A 21,628-nucleotide genomic window follows, 5' to 3' on the forward strand; every position below is an offset into this window, starting at 1 on the left:
AGAAAAAAGCCCGGCGTATCGCCGGGCTTCGTGGATTGATGACTGTCTTACCAATGATATTTCAGGCTACCAATGACACTGCGGGATTCACCGTAGTAACACCAGTAGTCGCACCCGCTGACGTACTCCTTATCGGTCAGGTTCGTCACGTTCACCTGGGCGGTCCAGTGCGAATCGATCGCGTAGCTGGCCATCGCATCGTAGAGCGTATAGGCCGGCACTCGGGTATCACTGTACTGAGGCGAATCCACGCTGGTACCGATGTACCGAGCGCCTGCGCCCAGACCCAGCCCGGCGAGCGGGCCTCGATCAAAGTCGTAATCCAGCCACAGCGATGCCTGATGACGCGGGATCAAACCGGCACGTAGATCATTTAACGTGTCGCTCACGTCGACCGTGACGTCGGTGTAGGTGTAAGCCGCCGTGACCTGAAGGTTGTCGGTCACGTAACCCACCCCTTCCAGCTCGAACCCGCGCGAATGACGCTCCCCACCCTGGTTACTTGAGGAGCCGCCGCTGGGATAGAGCGTGTCGCTCTCCTTCAAGTCGAAGACAGCTGCAGTGACATAACCATCCAGCCAATCGGGTGCGTACTTGAGCCCCAGCTCCCACTGTTTGCCCTCGCTGGGCTGATAGGCATCGCCGTTTAGATCGTTGCCGATGTTGGGTGTGAATGACTCGCTATAGCTCAGATAGGGCGAGAGGCCGTAGTCACCGAGATACATGACGCCACCGGTGTAGGACATCTGGGAGTCGTCGTAGCTCTGATCCTCACCACCGTCCTGCTTGTTGGTGACGTCGACGCTGTCGTGACGAGCACCCGCCAGCAGAATCCAGCGATCGTAGAGACGGAGTTGGTCCTGAACGTAGACACCGATCTGTTCCTTGCCCTGATCGTAATAGCTCGGATCGCTGAGTGGATTGGTGGATGCGTTGCCTGGATCGAAGATATCGATCGTGCCGTAGTCAAAGGTGTCACGGCTGAGGTAGTCCGCATCCAGATGCTGATAGTCCAGCCCCACCAGCAGCGTGTTCTCGGTGTTGTCGGTGTACCAGGTGCCTATCATGCGGTTATCGATGGTGAAGGCGTCGTAGCTGCCATCGCGGTAGGTCAGCCCTCGAACTGCATCGCGTCCATCCGCCTCCGCCATGTAGGACGGATAGGCCGTGCGCAGGAAAAGATCCAGGGACGCGAACCGGGCGTTCTGCTGGAACTCCCAGGTATCGTTGAAGGTATGCTCGAGTTCGTATCCGACCGATATCTGCTCGTGCTCGAGCCTATCGTTATCGTTGTCACCGAGATCGGTATCCCGGCCGACCTTGCCGAACGGCGTGTCGTTGACGGAGCCATAAGGAAGGTAGAAGACATTGGCCGGCGTACCGTGATCGCGCTGATAGCTGGCCAGCAACGTAAGCGTGGTGTCGTCGGAGAGATCGATCGCCAGACTGGGAGCGAAGTAGACTCTCTCGTTGTCGGTACCGTCGAGTTCACCATCCTGGTCGCGAAACAACCCAACGATACGGTAGCGAACATCGCCGCTATCGCTGACCGGACCGGACGTATCAATTCCTACCTGTCGATGTCCCTTGTTGCCGGCCTGGATTTCGAACAACCCCTGGGTATCGTCGGTCGGGCGCTTGCTGATGGCGTTGATGATTCCCCCGGGAGGTGCCTCGCCATATAGGATCGACGCTGGACCCTTCAAGAAATCGACTCGCTCAAGACCGAAAGGCTCGGTTTTCCACCATAGATAGCCAGCCTCGCGGAACAGACGCAATCCGTCCTGATAGGTTGAGTCCTCTCCCGAGAAGCCTCGGAAGAAAAACCAGTCCGCCTTGGCGTCATTCCCGTAGGGTGCCGACAATGCGCCGGCGCGATAGCGTAGAACCTGGTCATACTTGTTGACCGCGCGTCTCTCCAGTTCGGTGTCGGTGACCACAGAAGCGGAGCGAGGCGTTTCCAGCAGCGGCGTATCGACCTTGAGTGCCGTGCTGGTGACCACGACAGTATCGTTGTTGGCGGTAGGCTCTTGGGCAAATACGCTTGCCGTACAAGCAAAAAGCAGCGTACCGCTCACGGCGGCGAGTGTGTTCCCTGTTTTCATCGGATCGAATGCCCGTTTGTCACGTTGTAGGAGCCGGCAGCCATCGGCCGGGAATTTTTATCGCTGGTATTCTAAATGACAATCATTGCCATGTGTATTCAATAAGGCGTGTCTTCCGCTCTTTATTGATAACGATTGTCATTCGATCTACCATCACCGCCCGTAGCCGCATCATCCGGCGCCGCGTTGCTGTCCGGATGAGCGCCGTGCCACTTGTTCCCGTCGCCAGGAAACCGTCACTTTGCCGCGTGTTCGCTCTTTTCCCGCTCTCCTCGCACTTGCGGTTGCCGTGCTGCTGGGGATGAGCACCGCGCCGGCGGACGCCGATTCGAAGCCGCCGCGAATCGCGGCCGCCAACTGGACTGTCGTCGAGACCCTCGTCGCCCTGGGCGTCGAACCCTACGCGGTATCGGACATCCCCAACTACAACGCCTGGGTCAAGGCGCCAGCGATCCCCGACTCGACGCTGGACATGGGTCTGCGCAACGAGCCCAACCTCGAATTGCTGGCCCAGGATCCCCCCGACCTGCTGCTGACGAGCGCCCTGTTCTCCCGCGACAACGCCCGTCTGGAGCGTCTGATGCCGGTGAGGATGATCGACAACTTCTACACCGACCGGCCCTATTACGAGGCGACGCTGGCGATGACTCGCGAGATCGCGAGACTGACCGGCCGGCAGCCGCAGGCCGAGGTCCTGATCGCCGAAACCGATGCCGTTCTCGCACACGCCGCTCGGGCCCTGCGAGGAGCGAAGACACCCCTCTACCTGGTGCAGTTCAGCGATGCTCAGCACGTCCGCGTATTCGGCCAGGGCAATATGGTGGGCACGCTGTTCTCCCGCACCGGCCTCACCAATGCCTGGACCGGCCCGACCAATGCCTGGGGCTATGCCAGCATCCCGATCGATCGCCTCGCGGAGAGGCCAGAGGCGCGCATCGTCGTCATCAAGCCCTATCCCCGCGGCGTCGAAGAGGCCCTGGGCGACAATCAGATCTGGCAGCACCTGCCGGCGGTCCGCGCGGGGCGGGTGAGCTTCATCGACCCCGTCTGGCCTTACGGGGGCCTGATTTCGCTGCAGCGCTTGGCCCGTTCGCTGGTCGATGTCGCCACCCAGCCCCCCACCGCCGATACGTCTACCGTCTCTTCCGTCGAGGATCAGGCGCCGTGACGCTTCGCAGGCGCTCCCCCGCCTGGTTCGCCCTCGCCCTGCTGCTGCTGGCGGTCGGCCTGGCAACTGCGACCCTGCATACCCGGTTCGGCGATCTAGCCGGGGTCTGGTGGCAATCCATCGTTGCCCCCGACGATGACCAGATCCGTCAGATCGTGATGCACTACACCTTCGTGCCGAGGCTGCTGGTCGCGCTGCTGGGCGGAGCGGCCCTGGCCCTGGCGGGTTGCCTGATGCAGCAGGTGTTGCGCAATCCACTGGCCTCGCCGGCGACGCTCGGCGTCACCAGCGGTGCGCAGCTGGCGCTGGTCGTCGCGACGCTGTGGGCGCCGAGCTGGATGCTGGCCGGGAGGGAGTGGATCGCCCTGGCCGGCGGCATCGTGGCGATGCTGCTGGTCTTCGCGCTCTCCTGGAAGCGACGCTTGGCGCCGATGGTGGTGGTGCTCTCCGGGATGGTGGTCGGCCTCTATTTCAGCGCGATCAACAGTGCACTGCTGCTGTTTCACCAGGAGAGCCTGTCGGGGCTGTTCATCTGGGGGTCGGGAGCGCTGGCCCAGGATAGCTGGCACGACACCCGTTTCCTGCTGCTGCGCCTGGGTATCGTGGTGGTGGTGGCACTGCTGCTGCTGCGTCCGCTGGCGCTGCTCGATCTCGAAGAAGAGGGCGCCAAGAGTCTGGGGATCTCGCTGCGCAAGCTGCGCATCGCCGGCCTCGGCCTGGGAATCTTCATGACCGCCTGCGTGGTCAGCGCCATCGGCCTGATCGGTTTCATCGGCCTCGCATCGCCGGCCATCGCAAGGCTCTCCGGCGCCCGCACGCTACCCCAACGGCTCGTCTGGTCGATGATTCTGGGGGCTCTTCTGCTCGCGGTGACGGATCTCGCCGTTCAGCAGCTGTCTCCGTTCACTGCTTCGCTACTGCCGACCGGCGCCATGACGGCGGCGCTGGGTGCCCCACTGCTGCTGTGGCTGTTGCCGCGCCTGCGGGTCGGTGGATCACGGCCGACGCCCAGCACGGGACTGACCATGCCACGCCTGGCACGGCCACACCTCCGCCTGTGGGCGCTGGCGGGCTTGACGGTCGCTGCCTGCGCGCTGGCGCTGCTTGTCGGCTTCATGCTCGACAGCCACACCCTCTATCCCAGTGTGGCAGGCACGGGTGACCTGTCGCTCATCGTCGACTGGCGGTTGTCGCGAGTGGCCACGGCTGCGGCGGCGGGGCTGATGCTGGCCATCGCCGGCACCCTGTTGCAGCGGATGACCGGCAACCCCATGGCCAGTCCCGAGGTCCTCGGCATCAGTGCCGGCGTCGCGATCGGCGTGATCGCGCTGATGCTGCTGCCGCTCGGCATCGCGCCACTGAGCGGTTCGGTCATGGGCTTCAGCGGGGCCACGGTAGCGCTACTGGTCCTGATCGTCTGCAACCGCCGCAGTGGCTTCGCACCGGAGCGGCTACTGCTGACCGGCATCGCCATCTCCTCGCTGCTGGACGCCATGCGCGCCATCGTGCTGGCCAGCGAGGATCCCAGGGCGCAACAGTTGCTCTCGTGGCTGGGTGGGTCGACCTACTATGCCAGCCTGACTTCGAGCGGCTGGATCGTGGCCATCGCCCTTCTCCTGCTGGCGCTAACGCTACCTCTGCAGCGCTGGCTGACGCTGCTGCCGTTGGGCGCGCCCACCGCCAAGGCGCTCGGCGTCGACGTGGATCGCAGCCGACTGGTGCTGTTGGCATTGGTCGCCCTGCTCACCGTCGCCGCGACCCTGGTCATCGGGCCACTCTCCTTCGTCGGCCTGATGGCCCCGCACATGGCGCGCCTGATGGGATTCCACGGCGCCAGGCATCAGATGCTCGGCGCCGGTCTGCTGGGGATGCTGGTCATGGTGACCGCCGACTGGCTGGGCAGGAATCTGTTTTTCCCCTATCAACTGCCGGCGGGCCTGATCGCCGCGTTGATCGGCGGCGTCTACTTCATGTGGGGATTGCGCCGCCTCTAGCGCTGCTTCGGGAGGCAGCGATCAAGCAGCGCCAAAGGCCGGCAGCAGATGGCGCTCTATCGCCTCCCGCACCGATGGCAGCATCACATCGGTGTGCTGCATCAGATCGCGAATGGCGGGCTCCAGCCCCTCGACGCCTCGCGCACGATGACATCCCGCCGCCAGCCGCGCGCAGCTCTCCGGGCACGCCTCCTCGGGGATACGCACCCCCAGCGAGACCAGCCGTTGACGAAAGTCCTCGCCATCGATGAGATCGACGATCATCATGATCCACCTCCGTTCGACAATGTTGCCTTGCAAGTCGCTACCAGGGCATGGCCCTCGGGCCGGCCGCATGTTCTATTATCTATCGCATCGTGACAGGCTGCGTCGATACCCGAAACGTCGCCATGTCGGTTTCACGAAGTTCGGTGTCACTCATGGAGACGCATGCCCGCGATCGCTTTTCCCTTCCCCCGTCTTCGGCGCCTGGCCTGTCTGCTGTTTGCGGCACTGCCGACGACGTCCCACGCCGCTGCCTTTACCTACTGGGACGATCCCGGCGCCACGGCCGTGACACTCACCCGGGAGGAGTTCGTGGCCCAGGCCAGCCATCGTCGGGGCGAGGACCGGCTGGCTTTCGTCAATCGCGTGATCAATAACGCCGCCCGCCAGCAGTTCGAGAAGGTGGATACCTGGAAGGGCTTCGATCGCCTGGTCCGTGATGGCTACGGCGACTGCGAGGACTTCGCCATCGCCAAGTATCAGATCCTGATCCAGGCGGGCACCCCGGTGTCACGCCTGGATTTTCTCGCCGCCGACGACACCCTCACCCCGACCTATCATGCGGTACTGCGCTACCGTAAGGACGACGGCAGCCACCTGATTCTCGACAACCTGACGCTGATGATGCTGCCCGAGTCGAAGCGTACCGACCTGAAACCGCTGGTCGCGTTCGACGCCCACCACGCCGAGCACTTTCGCGACGGTCGCTTTCACGCCGTCGATCCGGCGCGCATCGTGCTCGGCGGCCAGCGGCTATCGGAGCGGATGCCTCGGCTGATGGACTACTGATCGTCCTGCGCGAGGATCTTCTCCGCCCGCAGATAATCGATCAGCTTCTCGGCGGCCTCCTCCGGCGAGAGGTCGGTCAGCACCTGACCACCGGACGCGGAGGACTTGGCCGCGGCCGCCTTGAAACGATCCCGCGCATTGGTCGATTTCACCACCTTGAGGCGCTTGGGTCGCGCGCGGGCCGGCTGCCAGTGCCAGTCCGCGCTGTCGGCGTCGAGGGGCGACTCGTCCGGTGGCAGCAGATCGTCGACGATATCGATGCGTCCGCGTCGCGCCGGACCGAAGGCGCTCTGACGCGGCGCCTCGGCGACAGCGTCCACCGCAATCAGACACGGCAGACGGACTTCGAGTCGCCGACGCTGGCCCTGGGGTAGCGCCTGCAGCACCGTCACGCGCTCCCCGTCGCAATGTTCGATGGCGGCGACGCCGGTGGCGATTGCCCAGCCCAGCCGTTCGGCCAGCAGGTAGCCGACCATGCCCGAGCCTTCGCCGCACTCGGCGCGCTGGCCGGTCAACGCCAGTCTCACGCCACTGCGCTCGAGCCACGCCGCCAGCAGCGGCACCGCATCCCCGCCCTCACCCAGCGGCAAGAGCGACAGCTGCCCATCCCGGTCATCGTCGAGGCCGTGATACATCCCCAGATATCCTTGCAGGGACTCCCGCAGCGAAGCCTGTTCCGGGTCGCCGGCGTGGGCCAGCGACAGGTCGGCGCCGACCAGAGACAGCCCCATCTCGACGGCGCGGGCGTCCTCGCGGGCGCGCCCGGCACGCCCTGAGACCGGGTGGCGGCCGCTCGACACCAGCGCCGCCGTCTTCACCCGCTGGGGCATTTTCGCGGTGTCTCGGGGTTCAGGCTGCGGCATGTCGAGACTCCTCATCCGTCCACGACCCATCCGAACCGGTTTGCTCTCGCGGCTGGCCGAGCCGCCTGCAGACCGCCGCCAGCACCGCGTCGCCGTCGGCGATCAGCGCCAGGTCGGCACGCTTGACCATGTCGCAGCTCGGGTCGTTGTTGATCGCGATCACACGCTGGCACTTGGCGATGCCCTGGAGGTGCTGGACCGCCCCGGAGATCCCCACGGCGACGTAGCAGCTCGCGGTGACGAAGGTGCCGGTGGCACCGACCTGGCGCGGGCGCGGCATGTAGCCGTCGTCCACCGCCACCCGGGAGGCACCCTCGCTGGCGCCCAGCACGCGGGCGGCGTGGTGATAGCCTTCCCAGTCCGACACCCCGCGCCCGGCGGAGAGAATGAACGGTGCCTGGGCGAGCGGGATCTCCTGGGGGTCGACGGCGACGCGGCCGCGGTCGACCATACCGGCGGCCGCCGTAGTCACCTCGGCCTGGCGAGGCGTTTCAGCCAGTGCTTCGAGATCGATCGGCCGAGCCTCGTGGAGCGTCTCGCTGACCGGCTCGGCACACTCCGGCAGCGCCAGCAGCACACGGGCGACGTCGCGCAGGATGTCCTGGCGATCCCCCGCCCGAGAGAGCGTCTTGCCCTCGCTGAGCTGCCAGACCCGGGTCGCCGGGCGGGCACCGCCCGCGCTATGGTTCACGCCCTGATTCGAGAGACGCGCCGCCAGCCGCCGGCCCAGGTCGCCGCCATCCGGCAGCGAATCGGCGAAGATCCAGTGCCGGGGAGCCAGTCCCGCTTCGACATCGACGAGCGCCGCCAGCCGCGATACCGGGTCGTAACCGCTACCGGCTCGCGCGGAGAGATCGACGACGCGGTCCGCGCCGGCCTCCTCGAAACCGGCGACACCGCCGAGGAAAGTCACGGCCGTCACCGCCAGGTCATGGCCGTCGGCGAGTTGACGGGCGAGGCCGAACAGGTCTCGGTCATGATCGTTGAGCCGCCCTTCCGGCAGCTCCGGCACGACCACGACATGGCCCAACGGCTGATCGAGGACGATCTGACGCCGCGCCGGTTCCGCGCTCGTCGAAGCCGCCGCCGGGTTCGCCTCCACCGAGGCGCCGCTGCGGTCGATGCGCTTGACGCCGTTGGGGCCGATGGCGCCGAGGGCATGGGGATTGACGCGCGTCACCCCGTCGGCGCTGGTCCAGCGCCAGGCCGGACGCGCGAACTCATGATGGCGCGGGTGCAGCCGATTGCGCCGGGCGCGTTCGGCGTGCGGGTCGATTCGTCTGACACTCATGCCGGGACCTCCTCAGGCGCTTCGGTGCTGGTACGCGTGGTCGATGCCGTGGCCGGCTCCACCAGCGCGGCGGCGACCATCTCGGCGATATCGAGAATGCGCGGGCGCGGCTCGACCACACCCTCGAGCATCGCGGTGCACTGGGGGCAGGCCACGGCGACGGTGGTCGCCCCGGTCTCGCGCACATCCTCCATGCGCATGTCGGGAATACGCGCCTTGCCGGGCACGTCGGAGAGCGCGGCACCGCCGCCTCCACCACAGCAGCGCGAGCGGTAGCCTGAGCGCTCCATCTCGGCGACTTCCAGCCCGAGGGCGGCGAGCACCTGACGTGGCGCGGCGAATTCCCCGTTGTAGCGGCCCAGATAGCAGGGATCGTGGTAGGTGACGGTCTCGGCCTGGGCCGGAGCTTCCACGCTAATGCGACCGCCATCGAACAGCTCGGCGATGAAGGTCGAGTGGTGGAGCACCCGGTAGTCCCCGCCAAAGGCGCCGTATTCACGGCCCAGCACGTGGAAGCTGTGCGGGTCGGCGGTGACGATGCGCGCGAAGCGATAGCGCGACAGCGTGGCGATATTGCGCTCGGCGAGACGCTGGAAGGTCGCCTCGTCGCCCAGGCGCCGGGCGACATCGCCGCTGTCGCGCTCTTCGTCACCCAGCACGGCGAAATCGACACCACCGGCGCGGAGGATCTTGACCAGGGCGCGCAGGGTGCGCTGGTTGCGCATGTCGAAGGCGCCGTCGCCCAGCCACAGCAGTACATCGACCCCTTCGGGGCGATCCTGGATGCGCGGCATCTCCAGATCCGCCGCCCAGTCCAGGCGCGAGGCGTTGTCGAGCCCGCCGGGGTTGTCGGTGGCGATCAGGTTGTCGATCGCCGCCGCGCCCTTCTCCGGGGTCTCGCCCTTCTCCAGGGTGATGAAGCGGCGCATGTCGACGATGGCGTCGACGTGCTCGATCATCATCGGGCACTCCTCGACGCAGGCGCGACACGTCGTGCAGGCCCATAGCGTCTGCGCCTCGACCAGTTGCGGCACGATCGGCGCATTCGGCCCGCCATGGTGCTTGCCGACCTCGATCCCGGGATAGCCGGAGCCGGCGTAGCGAGCATCATTGCCGCCGGCCATGCCCACGACCATGTCCTGGATCAGCTTCTTGGGGTTGAGCGGCTGGCCGGCGGCGTAGGCCGGGCAGACGTTCTGGCAGCGGCCGCACTGGACGCAGGCGTCGAACCCGAGCAGCTGCTCCCACTGGAAGTCGGCGGGCTTCTCCACGCCGAGCGTCTTCGCCGTGAGATCCAGCGGGAAGAGTGCGGTGGAGCGGCTGCCACGATGAACGTCATGGACGGCATCCGCGTGATTGTCGTCGAACCGCTCGGGGCGCCGATGGAAGGCCAGATGGAAGGAGCCGGCGAAGGCGTGCTTCATCGGCCCGCCCCAGCCCATGCCGACCACCATCTCCAGCAGGCCCCAGACCAGCACGGCCGACAGGACGATGGCCAGCACGCCGCCACCCAACAGGGTCGGCGCCACGCCCACTAGAGGCAGGCTGACCAGGAACATGCCCACCGAGTAGGCGAGCAGGCTTTTCGACAGCCGCTGCCACGGCCCCTTGGAGAGTTTGGCCGACGGATCGATGCGCCGCCGGTTGACCGCCAGGGCGCCGATGAACATGCACAGGCTCGCCGCCAGCAGCAGCCCGCCGAGGATCGGATTGCGCCAGCCGAAGCCGTGGACCACCAGCGCCAGCGCCATGGCGGCGACGAAGCCCCCGGCGGTGGCCACGTGGGTGTGGGCGATCGCCTTGTCGCGGGCGACCACATGGTGCAAGTCATTGAGATAGCGCTTGGGCATCAGCACGAGCCGATACCAACGCATCGGCGTGCGTTGGCCCTGGCGCCACAGCCGGATGCGGCGCACCGCGCCCGCCGCACCCACCGCCAGCGCGGCAAAGATCAGAATGGGGAGTAGCGTCTGCAACATGGTGCTTCTCCAAAAAAAGTCGCTGACGTCGGTCGTTTCAACACTTGCCGCCAGCGATGCCCTGCCTCTCCTTCGACATGGAACGGCTACGAGCGAGGACGAGACCAGGCGAATTGCGAGGAGCCAGCAAAGTGGACGCGGTTGTCCATGAGCATGGCGACGAGCAATTCAACGCCGTATCGTCGAGCGCAGTCCGTTCCCCTCACAGATCCTTGCAGAGGCGGAGCGCATCATAGATCGCCGCATGCGTATTGCGCTGCGCCACGCAGTCCCCCAGCCGGAACAGCGCGAACTCGCCGCTCTCGGCCAGGGTCGGCTGCGCCGTCGCCGCGTAGAGCGCCTCGAGATCGATCTGCCCCTTGTTGCGCGAACGCTCCTTGAGCGCGTAGTAGAGCGACTCGTCCGGACGCACGCCGTTCTCGATCACGACCTGGTCGACCACCCGCTCCTCGTGCTCGCCGGTGTACTCGTTCTCGAACAGTGCCACCAGCTTGTCACCTTCGCGATAGACCTTGTGCAGCCCCAGGTCGCCGGTCATCACCACCGACTGCTGATAGAGGCTGCGGTAGTAGGTCGGGAAGGTGGTGCCGCCGATCGCCACGCCAGGCTTGGTGTCGTCGGTGACGATCTCCACTGTGGCGCCCTTGCTGGCGAGATAGTCGGCGGTGGACATGCCGCTGAACTCGCACATGGTGTCGTAGACCAGCACGTTCTTGCCCGGCTCGACCTTGCCGCCGAGGATGTCCCAGCTGCTGACCACCAGGCTCTCGTCAGGGTTGTCCGAGTAGCCCCACTCGGGCACCTGCTCGAGGAACGGATGGCCGCCGTTGGCCAGCACCACCACGTCCGGCTGCAGGTCGCGAATCATCGCGTCGTCGGCGCGGCTCTCGAGCTTGATCTCCACGCCAAGGCGCGCCAGCTCCATCTCGTACCAGCGGGTGATACCGGCGATCTGGTCGCGCTGCGGTGCCTTGGCCGCGAGCGTGATCTGGCCGCCGAGTTGCGGTTCGGCCTCGAACAGGGTCACGTCGTGGCCGCGCTCCGCCGCCACCCGCGCCGCTTCCATGCCGCCGGGCCCGCCGCCGACCACCACCACCTTGCGCGTGGGGCCGGTACTCTTCTCGATGATATGCGGCAGCCCCATGTACTCCCGCGAGGTCGCCGCGTTCTGGATGCAGAGCACGTCTAGCCCCTGGTACTGACGGTCGATGCAGTAGTTGGCGCCAACGCACTGGCGGATCTGGTCGGTCTGCCCCGCCTTGATCTTGGCGATGATGTGGGGGTCGGCGATGTGCGCCCGGGTCATTCCCACCAGGTCGACGTAGCCGCCCTCGAGGATGCGCTCGGCCTGGGTCGGATCCTTGATGTTCTGGGCGTGGATGACCGGAACCGAGACCACCTCCTTGATCCCCGCCGCCAGGTGCAGAAACGGCTCCGGCGGGTAGGACATGTTGGGGATGACGTTGGCGAGGGTGTCGTGGGTATCGCAGCCGGAGCCGATCACGCCGAAGAAGTCGACCATGCCGGTGGCATCGTAGTAGGCGGCGATCTGCTTCATGTCGTCATGGGACAGGCCATCCGGATGGAACTCGTCGCCGCAGATACGCATGCCGACGCAGAAGTCGTCGCCGACTTCGGCACGCACCGCCTTGAGCACCTCCATGCCGAAGCGCATGCGATTCTCGAAGCTGCCGCCCCACTGGTCGGTACGCTTGTTGACGCGTGGGCTCCAGAACTGGTCGATCAGGTGCTGGTGGACCGCGGAGAGCTCGCAGCCGTCCAGCCCGCCCTCCTTGACCCGCCGCGCGCCCTGGGCGAAATCACCGATGATGCGCCAGATCTCCTCCTCTTCGATGGTCTTGCAGGTGGCGCGGTGGACCGGCTCACGAATGCCGGAAGGCGACAGCAGGGTCGACCAGTTGTGGCCGTCCCAGCGCGAGCGCCGTCCCATATGAGTGATCTGGATCATGATCTTGCCGCCATGCTTGTGAACGGCGTCGGCAAGATTCTGGAAGTAGGGAATGATGCGATCGGTGGAGACGTTGACCGAACTCCACCACTGCTGCGGGCTGTCGATGGAGACCGGCGAGGAGCCGCCGCAGATGCAGAGCCCGCAACCGCCCTTGGACTTCTCTTCGTAGTATCTGACGTAGCGATCCGTGGTCATGCCGCCGTCGGTGGCGTGGACCTCGGCGTGGGCGGTGCTCACCACGCGATTGCGGATGGTCAACTTGCCGATCTGGATCGGTTTGAATAGTGCTTCATGCGCCATGTCGCTCTCCTCGGGCTCGCACGAAAACCGCCAGCGCTCACTCACACGGCGTTGAACGACAGCGAGCCATACTCATCCAGCCCGCCGTTCTTCAATGACGGTCAGCGTCGAGTCGCTGCCGTCCGCCTTGTCTGAGCATCGCTCGTCAAGTTTTCGTATCGACCTCTCACTCAACGGTCTATGCGTTATCGAATGCCACTCAAGCGGCGTTTTTATTTAGGGCGCACAACGAAGTAGCCGACCTCGCAGCCCGCCTCGGCCCCGCTCTGGGTCTGCTCGGCACGGGTCCGCAGACTGCTGCCGCGGGCCTCTAGAATCTGGTCCATGGCACCGGCGAACCAGCCGGTGAACATGTACTCTTCCTTCTTGCCGGTCTTGCCCAACTGGTAGACGAAGCAGGAGTGCTCCAGCCGCACCTTGGCGGTGCCGGCGTCGAGATCGATCGCTTCGGTGATGAACAGCCCCCAGCCACGCTGGGACAGCCGTTTCATGTAGTGCTCGAAGACCGCCACGCCCTCGAGACCGTGCAGCTCGGCCTCCTTCTCGCACCAGTGCCAGGCGGACTTGTAGCCGGCGTCGTAGAGGATCCTGGCGTAGGCCTCGACCCCCAGCGCCTCCTCGACGGCGACGTGGTTGTTGATGAAGAAGTGGCGCGGCACGTAGAGCATCGGCAGCGCATCGGTGGTCCAGATACCGGTGTCGCTATCGACGCTGATCGGCAGTTCGGGAGCCATCTGGGTCATATCGGTTACCTCAAAAATTGTTCTCTGGCTACGAGCTACGAGCTACGAGCTACGAGCTACGAGCAGGATTGTGCGGATTGCCGTTAATCGAGCGCCAAACGCCGCGAGATTCGAGAACCTGCTCATCGCTCGGGACTCGAAGCTCGTAGCCGATCATTCCCCCCAGACATCCTTTAACGTCCGCACCCAGTTCTCGCCCATGATCTTGCGCACCACCGACTCGGAAAGGCCGTGGTCCAGCAGCGCCTGGGTCAGGTTGGGGAACTCGCCGATGGTGCGGATGCCCTTGGGATTGATGATCTCGCCGAAGCGGGTCAGACGGCGGGCGTAGCCCTTATCGTGGGTCAGCCACTCGAAGAAGGCTTCGTCCTGGCCCTGGGTGAAGTCGGTACCGATGCCGATGGCATCCTCGCCGACGATGTTCATGATGTAGACGATCGCCTCGACGTAATCCTCGACGGTGGCGTTGACGCCCGCCTTGAGGAAGGGCGTGAACATGGTCACCCCGACGAAGCCGCCGTGGTCGGCGATGAACTTGAGCTCCTCGTCGGACTTGTTGCGCGGATGCTCCTTGAGCCCGCTGGGCAGGCAGTGGGAGTAGCAGACCGGCTTGCTCGACTCGAGGATGATCTCCTCTGAGGTCTTCGAGCCGACGTGGGAGAGGTCGCACATCATGCCGACCCGGTTCATCTCCGCGATCACCTCGCGGCCGTAGCCGGAGAGGCCACCGTCGCGCTCGTAGCAGCCGGTACCGACCAGGTTCTGGGTGTTGTAGCAGAGCTGGGTGATGCCCACGCCGAGCTTCTTGAAGATCTCGATGTAGCCCAGCTTGTCCTCGAAGGCGTAGGCGTTCTGGAAACCGAGGATGATGCCGGTCTTGCCCTCCTCCTTGGCCCGGGCGATGTCGCGGGTGGTGTGCACCGGGCGCACCAGCTCGGCGTTGTCGCGCATCAGCTGGTTGACGGCGACGATGTTGTCGACGGTGGACTCGAAGTCCTCCCATACCGACACCGTACAGTTGGCTGCGGTCAGGCCGCCCTTGCGCATGTCCTCGAACAGGGCGCGGTCCCATTTGGCAATGATCAGGCCGTCGATGATGATGGCATCGTCGTGCACGGATGAGGTCGACATGCGGAAATCCTCCTGGGTTTTGTGCGCCTTCGGCAGCCGTCGCGGCAGTTGACCGGAAGCCCGAAAACGATTGTTCCGCGCAGCATATCCCCGGCCTCCCTCCCCTCGGCGACCGAAAGCGAATCCCAGTGTTCCGATTGCGCCACGCCCGCTTGTCTGCCTGCGACAGCCTCCAGGCTGCGAAAACCGCCGAGCGGCAGCGTGATTGACGTCAAGGTGTTCTTTATATAGAACGTTCCATATAAAGAACGACTGGACCCTTTCGCTCATGGACGAGATCGCGCTGGAAACTCTGGGAAGGCATCTTCAAGCGCTGCGTCAGGCCCAGGGCCTGTCACTGACGCAGTTGGCGGCTCGGGCGGGAATCGCCAAGTCGAACCTGTCCCGCCTCGAGCAGGGGAGCGGCAACCCGACCATCGACACGCTGTGGCGCCTGGCGAAGCAGCTGGGGGTACCGTTCGGCACTCTGGTAGCCCCCGTCGCGACACCGGTGGAAGAGAATGGCGTCAGCGTGCGCCTGATCGAGCAGAGTCATCATCAGCGTCACGACGAGCCGGCCGTCGATGTCTACCTGATGCGCTGCGCCCCTGGAGCGGCTCGACAGTCAGAACCTCACCCACCAGGCACCCGGGAAACCTTGCAGGTCGTCGAGGGCCGGATATCGGTAGGGCCGCCGGGAACGCCGCACCAGCTTGCCGCCGGGGAGGTCTTCACATTCGCTGCCGATCGAGCGCACGACTATCGCGCCAGCGACATGGGCGCGACGCTACTGGTCACCATCGTCTACGCCAGGGGAGAGACATCGAATGGCTGATACCGACATGCCGCCATCCCCGAACGCGTGGTTGATCGGCGTCCGTGAAGCGGTACCCCTGCTGGGCGGATACATCCCGGTGGCCGTCTCGTTCGGACTGATCTCCACTCAGGCGGGGTTCAGCACGGTCGAGACCCTGGCGATCTCGGCCCTGATCTATGCCGGGGCGTCGCAGTTCCTGTTCGTCGGCATGATCGCCAGCGGCTCACCCCTGTGGCTGACCGTGGCGCTGACACTGCTGATCAACGTGCGCCATGTCGTCTACGCCCCCAATCTCGCGCCCTGGCTGCCGAAGAGTCGCTGGTGGCCATGGTTGATGCATGGCTTGACCGATCAGGTCTTCGCCCTGGCCCACAGCCGCCTGCCGCAACTGCCGGCAGCAAGCCGGGTGGGCTGGTTCTTCGGCGCCGCCCTGCTGGCCTGGCTCAGTTGGATCGCCGGCTCGTTGCTGGGCGCGGTCGCCGGCGAGTGGCTGACCCGCCGCTGGCCCCTGCTGAGTGAGGTGATGCCGTTTGCGCTGCCGGCACTATTTCTGGTGTTGCTCGTGCCGCGCATCACCTGCAGGCGCTGGGCGCTCGCGCTCGGTATCAGTATCGTCGCTGCCCTGCTCTGCACCCTGACCGGGCTGACCAATATCGGGATCCCGCTGGCTGCCGCCTGCGGGGCGCTCTGCTTCTATCTGGTTCGGCTGCCGGAGACAGCCGCAACGGGGGGAGGGAAACGCCGATGAGCCTTGAACTCTGGCTTGGCATGGCCGTGGCCGCGCTGGGCACCTATCTGATCCGACTGCTGCCACTGCTCTGGATGCAGCGGCGCCTGAAACGTCGCGATGGAGATGCCGCCGTCGATGCCCTGCCAAAGTGGCTGGTGGTGCTGGGGCCGATGATGATCGCTGCCGTTCTGGGGGTCTCGCTGATGCCGCGCACGCCCGACCCTGCGGGCTGGCTGGCGACGATCGTCGGACTGGGCGTCACCCTCGTCGTCTGGCGTAAAACCCGTTCGCTGGGTTGGCCGGTGATAGGCGGGGTGCTCACGTTCGGGATCGTGGTGATCGTGGCCAGAGTCGTCATCTAGTCTCTGTCCGGGGCCGGGACCAGGCGTCGCGGCAGTTGACCGCGCAACGACAACGGGCGGCACAAGGGCCGCCCGATCCGGAAGTGAAAGCCGCCTCGCTCAGCCCAGCGCGATACTGGCGTAGGTCGGTTCTCCCCTGGCGTGGCTCAGCGCCACCGTTGCACTGCTGGACTGCATCAGCGAATCGTTGCCCGCCAGCGGGATCGCCGCAGGCTCCAGTCGACGAATCTTCAGGGTCTCGCCCCGATCCTCGCGCGGCGGCGTGCCAAAGTACTCGCGATAGCACTTGGAGAAGTGGGGGGTGGAGACGAAGCCGCAGGCGGAAGCGATCTCGATGATCGGCAACGGCGTCTGCTTGAGCAGTTGCCTGGCCCGCGTCAGCCGCAACTTGAGATAGTAGCGCGACGGCGAGCAGTGCAGATGACGCTGGAACAGCCGCTCGAGCTGGCGCCGGGAGACATCCACGTAGCTGGCCAGCTCGTCGAGCTCGATCGGCTCCTCGATATTGGCTTCCATCAACGCCACGATCTCGAGCAGCTTCGGCTGGGTGGTACCGAGCACATGCTTGAGCGGCACCCGCTGCTGGTCCTCCTCGCCGCGAACCCGCTCGTAGATGAACATCTCGGAGATGGCCGCCGACAGCTCGCGACCATGGTCGCGCCCGATCAGATTGAGCATCATGTCCAGCGGTGCCGTGCCGCCCGAGGCCGTGAAGCGGTCGCGGTCGATCGAGAATAGCCGCGTGCTCCACGCGGTACGCGGATACGCTTCCTGGATCGCGGCCAGACACTCCCAGTGGATACTGGCGTCGTAACCGTTGAGCAGCCCCGCCTGGGCCAGCGCCCAACTGCCGGTACAGACCGACCCCACCCGCCGCAGCTGGCGCTGACGACTCTGCAGCCAGGTCAGCAGGGCCGGCGTCACCGAGCGCTGTGGCGCAACCCCGCCGCACACCACCAGCCAGTCCAGCCGCAGCGGCGAATGGGCGCTGGCATCCGGCGTCACCTGCATGCCATCACTCGCTCGAACGGGAGCGCCATCCATGGTCATCACGTACCAGCGATAGAGCTCGCGTCCGGCAAGCTGGTTGGCCATGCGCAACGGCTCGATGGCCGATGCCAAGGAAATCAGGGTGAAATCTTCCAGCAGCAGGAAGCCAAGCGTCTGCGGTTCGGGCACGGCGCCGGCGGGGGTGGGGGCGCTACCACGAGCGGGGGTGATTGCCATGTCATGTCTCCTCCAAGGATGGTTCGGCGGTTATTGTTATTGCGGTTCCCTGGCGTCTGTCGCTCTCTTTCCACGGCGACTTCGTCGATGTCGAACGGCGCTCGACAGCGACCGTCACGTGGCTTGTCGGCGTCTCTACCGGCCTGTCTCGACTGTAATCCCTGTGACTATGCGACGCATGCGTTTTTATCTCTGCGCGACACCGTCATCGCCATTAGGCACCCCGATGTCGTTTTTAGAAAAGATTATCCTGCTCCAGCTACGTCGATGTCGCGATTCGAACGGAACGTGAAAAAGTGTTACCGAACGAAGGTGATAACAAGTATCATTCACACCGTTTCACCCATTATCGTCTGATCATCGTTCACCGCGATTCGCCACTGGATCTCCGTCATGTTGGTACCCTTTCTGATCATGTTGAGAGAAGGGCTGGAAGCGGCCCTGGTCGTCGGCATCATCGCCAGCTATCTCCGTCAGACCGGCCGTGGCGCCTGGATGCCCGCCGTGTGGATCGGCATTTTCCTGGCCGCCGCGCTGGCCCTGTTCGTTGGTGCGGGACTGCAGTTCGCCAGTGCCGAGTTCCCGCAGCGTCAACAGGAGCTGTTCGAGGCACTGGTCGGTTTCCTCGCTGTCGGCGTGCTGACCTGGATGGTGATGTGGATGCGACGCGCCGCCAGCGGCATGCGGCGAGAGCTCACCCGGTCGCTGGACCGGGCGTTCGGCAGCGGTAGACGCCACACCTACGCACTGATCGGCATGGTCTTTCTCGCCGTGGCGCGCGAGGGACTGGAATCGATCTTCTTTCTGCTGGCGGTGTTCCAGCAGAGCAGCAGCTCGGCGGCGCCTCTGGGCGCGCTACTGGGGCTGGTCGTCGCGGCTGTCGCCGGCCTGGCTCTCTACCGTGGCAGCTTGAAGCTACCGCTGGCGCACTTCTTCCGTCTTACCGGCCTGTTCATCCTGCTGGTCGCGGCAGGGCTGTTCGCCGGCTCGGTGCGCGCGCTGCACGAGGCGGGTCTCTGGAATCACGCCCAGGATGTGGTTTTCGACCTGAGCGATCGTCTGCCGCTGGATACGCCATTGGGGTCGCTGTTCTCGGGCATTTTCGGCTACCAGCCGGCCCCCACGGTGAGTGAAGTCGTCGCTTATATCGGCTATCTGGCCGTCGCGTCGTGGCTGCTGTGGCTTGTACCGTCATCGCCCCGGGCATCGGCGGCTATCCAACCCCGGCACCGGAGGGCCTGAGCCATGTCGCAGGCCGCATCCGTCGCGCCGCCCTCCTCTCGCGCCCTGCGCCTGGGGATGGCGTTGTCGTTCCTGCTGATGCTGATTGCCCTGGGCGTTTTCACGCTCTCGCTGCGGGCCGTGCATCCCGTCGGCGATGCCGGCCAGGTCGTCGAAGTGACTGCTACCGGTTGCGAGCCCAACCACCTGGAAGTGCCCGCCGGACGGCGCACGTTCACCGTGATCAACCGGTCGAACCGGGCCATCGAGTGGGAGATCATCGACGGCGTGATGGTGCTTGCGGAGCGGGAGAACATCGCACCCGGTCTGCGCCAGCCGCTGACGGCGACGTTGAAGGCGGGTGATTACGTGATGACGTGCGGCCTGCTCAGCAATCCGCGAGGCACCCTGCATGTCCTCGCCGGCGATTCGAGCGCCCCGCCTGCGGCCCTTCCGGCAACCGCTTTCGTGGGCGCGCTGGCCGAGTACCGCGTCTATACCACGCTGCAGTTGCGCAAGCTCCGCGCCAGTGCCGTCGAGCTGCGCGACGCGATCGGTGCCGGCGACCTCGATGCCGCCCGCCGTGCCTATCGGGAAGCGCGCCGCGCCGATCTGCATCTGGCCATGCCCATCGGGCTCTACAGCGATATCGATCAGCGCCTCAATGCGCACGCCGACGACTTCGAACGGCGCGAGGCCGACCCTGCCTTCGTCGGCTTCCATCGGCTCGCTTACGGCCTGTTCGAGCGGCAGGATACCGCCGGCCTGGCGCCGGTTGCCGCGCAACTGCTGGCCGATGTGGACACGCTCACCGAACGGCTGAAGCACGCCTCGATCCCGCCGGCCCAACTGGCGGACGGGACGTCGCGCGTGCTGGAGGCGTGGCTCGACCACCATCGTGGCGAGAGCGCCATCGCGGGCCCAGACCTTGCCGATCTCGTCGCCCTGACCGAAGGGGCCGACAAGATCGTCTCGCTGCTGGCACCGCTCCTGGAGCGTCAGTCTCCCGCCACCCTGCAGACGCTGGAGGCCAACCTGAGCACGCTACAGCGGGATCTTCCGGCGGCCGACGCGTCGGCGCCGGACGGCGTCGCCGCCGGGGGGCTGCTGCAGGCGGCCAGCGCCCTGGCCGACTCGCTAGCCGGTATCAACCAAACCCTCACCCTGAAAGGTTAATCGACCTCGGTCATCGCTCATGAGTCAGTTCGATCGTCATTCAGGCTGTCCCTTTCATCGCCGGACAGACCGTTCCCAGCCAGCACTCGCCCAGTCCGACGCGTCCACGTCCGCCCACCCTGAACGCCGCCGATTCCTCAAGGGCGCCGGCTTGACCGGCCTGGGCCTGGGGCTGGGCGGGATCGGGCTCGGTGGCACCTGCCCGGCCCGGGCCTTGGCTGCCACCGGACACGGCCAGGATGTCACCAGCGCGCCGCAGGAGCAGGACTCGCAACTGCGCTATCCCTTCTACGGCCACCATCAGCAGGGCATCGTCACCCCGCGCCCGGCCACCGGCATGCTGGTCGCGTTCGACGTGCTGGCGCGGGATCGAGACGATCTGGAAAGGCTGCTGAAGATACTGACCGAGCGGATGGCCTTTCTGACCCAGGGCGGCAGCATTCCCGAGCGGAACCCGCTGTTCCCGCCGCCGGACTCCGGCATCCTGGGCCCGGTGGTCGCCCCTGACGGCTTGACCATGACCCTCGCGGTGGGCGACTCGCTGTTCGATCAGCGTTTCGGCCTGGCGGGCGCCCGGCCGAAGCGCCTGCAGCGCATGGAGGGCTTCCCCAACGACGCCCTGGATGCCGCGCGCTGCCATGGCGACCTGGCACTCCAGATCTGCGCCAACACCCTGGACACCGGCTATCACGCGTTGCGCGACATCATCAAGAATACGCCGGGATTGCTGATGGTGCGCTGGAAGCAGGAAGGCACCGTGCCGCTGCTGCCGCCCGCGCCAGGCGACAGCGACGGCAGCGCCCGCAATTTCCTCGGCTTCCGCGACGGCTCCGCCAATCCCGATGGCGACGACGACGCGCTGATGGACGAGCTGGTGTGGGTCGGCGGGGATCATGACGAACCGGCCTGGGCTCGCGGTGGCAGCTATCTCGCGGCGCGCATCATCCGCAACTTCGTCGAGCGCTGGGACCGCACGCCACTGCAGGAGCAGGAAATGATCTTCGGTCGTCGCAAGATGAGCGGTGCGCCGCTCTCCGGGGATGGCACGGAGGGCAAGGAGCAGGACGTCCCCGACTACAGGCGGGATCCGGAGGGCGAGATCACCCCGCTCGACGCCCATATCCGGCTGGCCAATCCGCGTACGCCCGCCACCGAGAAAAATCGCATCCTGCGGCGGCCGTTCAACTACTCCAATGGCGTCGAGGCCAATGGACAGCTCGATATGGGGCTGCTGTTCCTCTGCTTCCAGGCGGACCTGGAGGCGGGATTCATCACCGTCCAGCATCGCCTCGACGGCGAGCCGCTGGAGGAGTACATCAAGCCGGTGGGCGGCGGCTACTTCTTCGTGCTGCCCGGGGCGCGGGACGCCAACGATTTCCTGGGCAGTGGCCTGCTGGCCGCCTCGGCCTGAGCCGGTTGGGTACGGACAGCAGGCGTCGGACAAAACGAATGGACAGCAACAACCATCGCGCTCGCGACGACGAGCCGACGAGCCGACGAGGCACGACCACCGACTG

General features: G+C 65.6%; 18 protein-coding genes. 9 read left to right on the plus strand and 9 right to left on the minus strand.

The features are described 5' to 3' along the window. Positions 1–47: 47 nt before the first annotated feature. Positions 48–2,003 carry a TonB-dependent siderophore receptor gene (locus tag DOM45_RS04890; RefSeq protein ID WP_240612290.1) on the minus strand — a complete coding sequence of 652 codons (1,956 nt, stop codon included), beginning with the start codon at positions 2,001–2,003 and terminating at the stop codon, positions 48–50. 343 nt (positions 2,004–2,346) lie between these two features. Here DOM45_RS04890 and DOM45_RS04895 point away from each other — a divergent pair, with 343 nt between their 5' ends. Both DOM45_RS04895 and fhuB read left to right on the plus strand, forming a co-directional pair. Then, a complete protein-coding gene (locus tag DOM45_RS04895; protein WP_110598406.1) occupies positions 2,347–3,273 on the plus strand; it encodes an ABC transporter substrate-binding protein in 927 nt (308 codons plus the stop codon). Further along, positions 3,270–5,267 (plus strand): Fe(3+)-hydroxamate ABC transporter permease FhuB, encoded by a 1,998-nt coding sequence (fhuB, locus tag DOM45_RS04900; RefSeq protein ID WP_110598407.1) that lies wholly within the window; start codon positions 3,270–3,272, stop codon positions 5,265–5,267. The genes DOM45_RS04895 and fhuB overlap by 4 nt, the downstream gene beginning before the upstream one ends. Positions 5,268–5,288: 21 nt before the next feature. Here the strand turns inward: fhuB and DOM45_RS04905 are convergent, their stop codons facing one another. Continuing rightward, positions 5,289–5,534: a hypothetical protein gene (locus DOM45_RS04905; protein WP_110598408.1), complete on the minus strand. Its 246-nt coding sequence runs from the start codon at positions 5,532–5,534 to the stop codon at positions 5,289–5,291. A gap of 162 nt (positions 5,535–5,696) precedes the next feature. Between DOM45_RS04905 and DOM45_RS04910 the strand changes: the two genes are divergently transcribed. Then, on the plus strand, positions 5,697–6,320 hold the full coding sequence (locus DOM45_RS04910) for a transglutaminase-like cysteine peptidase (RefSeq protein WP_110598409.1): 624 nt from the start codon (positions 5,697–5,699) through the stop codon (positions 6,318–6,320). Here DOM45_RS04910 and DOM45_RS04915 read toward each other — a convergent pair. The 6 genes from DOM45_RS04915 to DOM45_RS04940 all read right to left on the minus strand — a co-directional run bounded on the left by DOM45_RS04915 (position 6,314) and on the right by DOM45_RS04940 (position 14,599). Further along, positions 6,314–7,183 carry an electron transfer flavoprotein subunit beta gene (locus DOM45_RS04915; RefSeq protein ID WP_232822233.1) on the minus strand — a complete coding sequence of 290 codons (870 nt, stop codon included), beginning with the start codon at positions 7,181–7,183 and terminating at the stop codon, positions 6,314–6,316. The genes DOM45_RS04910 and DOM45_RS04915 overlap by 7 nt on opposite strands. Then, positions 7,170–8,474, minus strand: a complete 1,305-nt coding sequence (locus tag DOM45_RS04920; protein ID WP_110598410.1) for an electron transfer flavoprotein subunit alpha/FixB family protein — start codon at positions 8,472–8,474, stop codon at positions 7,170–7,172. Before DOM45_RS04920 ends, DOM45_RS04915 begins: the two co-directional genes overlap by 14 nt. After that, a complete protein-coding gene (locus DOM45_RS04925; protein WP_110598411.1) occupies positions 8,471–10,453 on the minus strand; it encodes a (Fe-S)-binding protein in 1,983 nt (660 codons plus the stop codon). The genes DOM45_RS04920 and DOM45_RS04925 overlap by 4 nt, the downstream gene beginning before the upstream one ends. A 202-nt stretch (positions 10,454–10,655) precedes the next feature. Continuing rightward, positions 10,656–12,725, minus strand: coding sequence for a dimethylglycine demethylation protein DgcA (gene dgcA / locus DOM45_RS04930; RefSeq protein ID WP_110598412.1), 2,070 nt, complete (start codon positions 12,723–12,725; stop codon positions 10,656–10,658). Between the two features lie 212 nt (positions 12,726–12,937). After that, a complete protein-coding gene (locus DOM45_RS04935) occupies positions 12,938–13,468 on the minus strand; it encodes a DUF5943 domain-containing protein (protein WP_110598413.1) in 531 nt (176 codons plus the stop codon). Between the two features lie 153 nt (positions 13,469–13,621). Continuing rightward, the gene (locus tag DOM45_RS04940) at positions 13,622–14,599 is read right to left on the minus strand and encodes a dipeptidase (RefSeq protein WP_110598414.1); all 978 of its coding nucleotides are present in this window, start codon (positions 14,597–14,599) and stop codon (positions 13,622–13,624) included. A gap of 268 nt (positions 14,600–14,867) precedes the next feature. Between DOM45_RS04940 and DOM45_RS04945 the strand changes: the two genes are divergently transcribed. Genes DOM45_RS04945 through DOM45_RS04955 form a run of 3 tightly spaced genes read left to right on the plus strand, consistent with a single transcriptional unit; the run spans position 14,868 to position 16,487 of the window. Continuing rightward, positions 14,868–15,413 carry a helix-turn-helix domain-containing protein gene (locus DOM45_RS04945; protein ID WP_110598415.1) on the plus strand — a complete coding sequence of 182 codons (546 nt, stop codon included), beginning with the start codon at positions 14,868–14,870 and terminating at the stop codon, positions 15,411–15,413. Next, positions 15,406–16,143: an AzlC family ABC transporter permease gene (locus tag DOM45_RS04950; protein ID WP_110598416.1), complete on the plus strand. Its 738-nt coding sequence runs from the start codon at positions 15,406–15,408 to the stop codon at positions 16,141–16,143. The genes DOM45_RS04945 and DOM45_RS04950 overlap by 8 nt, the downstream gene beginning before the upstream one ends. Next, on the plus strand, positions 16,140–16,487 hold the full coding sequence (locus DOM45_RS04955) for an AzlD domain-containing protein (RefSeq protein WP_110598417.1): 348 nt from the start codon (positions 16,140–16,142) through the stop codon (positions 16,485–16,487). Before DOM45_RS04950 ends, DOM45_RS04955 begins: the two co-directional genes overlap by 4 nt. A gap of 99 nt (positions 16,488–16,586) precedes the next feature. On the opposite strand, the gene gbdR is transcribed toward DOM45_RS04955, so the two are convergent. After that, positions 16,587–17,714, minus strand: coding sequence for a choline metabolism transcriptional regulator GbdR (gene gbdR, locus DOM45_RS04960; RefSeq protein ID WP_110598418.1), 1,128 nt, complete (start codon positions 17,712–17,714; stop codon positions 16,587–16,589). 393 nt (positions 17,715–18,107) lie between these two features. On the opposite strand from gbdR, the gene efeU reads away from it, so the two are divergent. Genes efeU through efeB form a run of 3 tightly spaced genes read left to right on the plus strand, consistent with a single transcriptional unit; the run spans position 18,108 to position 21,522 of the window. Continuing rightward, a complete protein-coding gene (efeU, locus tag DOM45_RS04965; RefSeq protein WP_110598419.1) occupies positions 18,108–18,956 on the plus strand; it encodes an iron uptake transporter permease EfeU in 849 nt (282 codons plus the stop codon). 3 nt (positions 18,957–18,959) lie between these two features. Beyond that, the gene (efeO, locus tag DOM45_RS04970; protein WP_110598420.1) at positions 18,960–20,111 is read left to right on the plus strand and encodes an iron uptake system protein EfeO; all 1,152 of its coding nucleotides are present in this window, start codon (positions 18,960–18,962) and stop codon (positions 20,109–20,111) included. A gap of 19 nt (positions 20,112–20,130) precedes the next feature. Further along, a complete protein-coding gene (gene efeB / locus DOM45_RS04975; protein WP_110598421.1) occupies positions 20,131–21,522 on the plus strand; it encodes an iron uptake transporter deferrochelatase/peroxidase subunit in 1,392 nt (463 codons plus the stop codon). The last annotated feature ends 106 nt before the right edge of the window (positions 21,523–21,628 follow it).

The sequence above is a fragment of the Salinicola lusitanus genome, assembly GCF_003206045.1.
GTDB lineage: Bacteria > Pseudomonadota > Gammaproteobacteria > Pseudomonadales > Halomonadaceae > Salinicola > Salinicola lusitanus.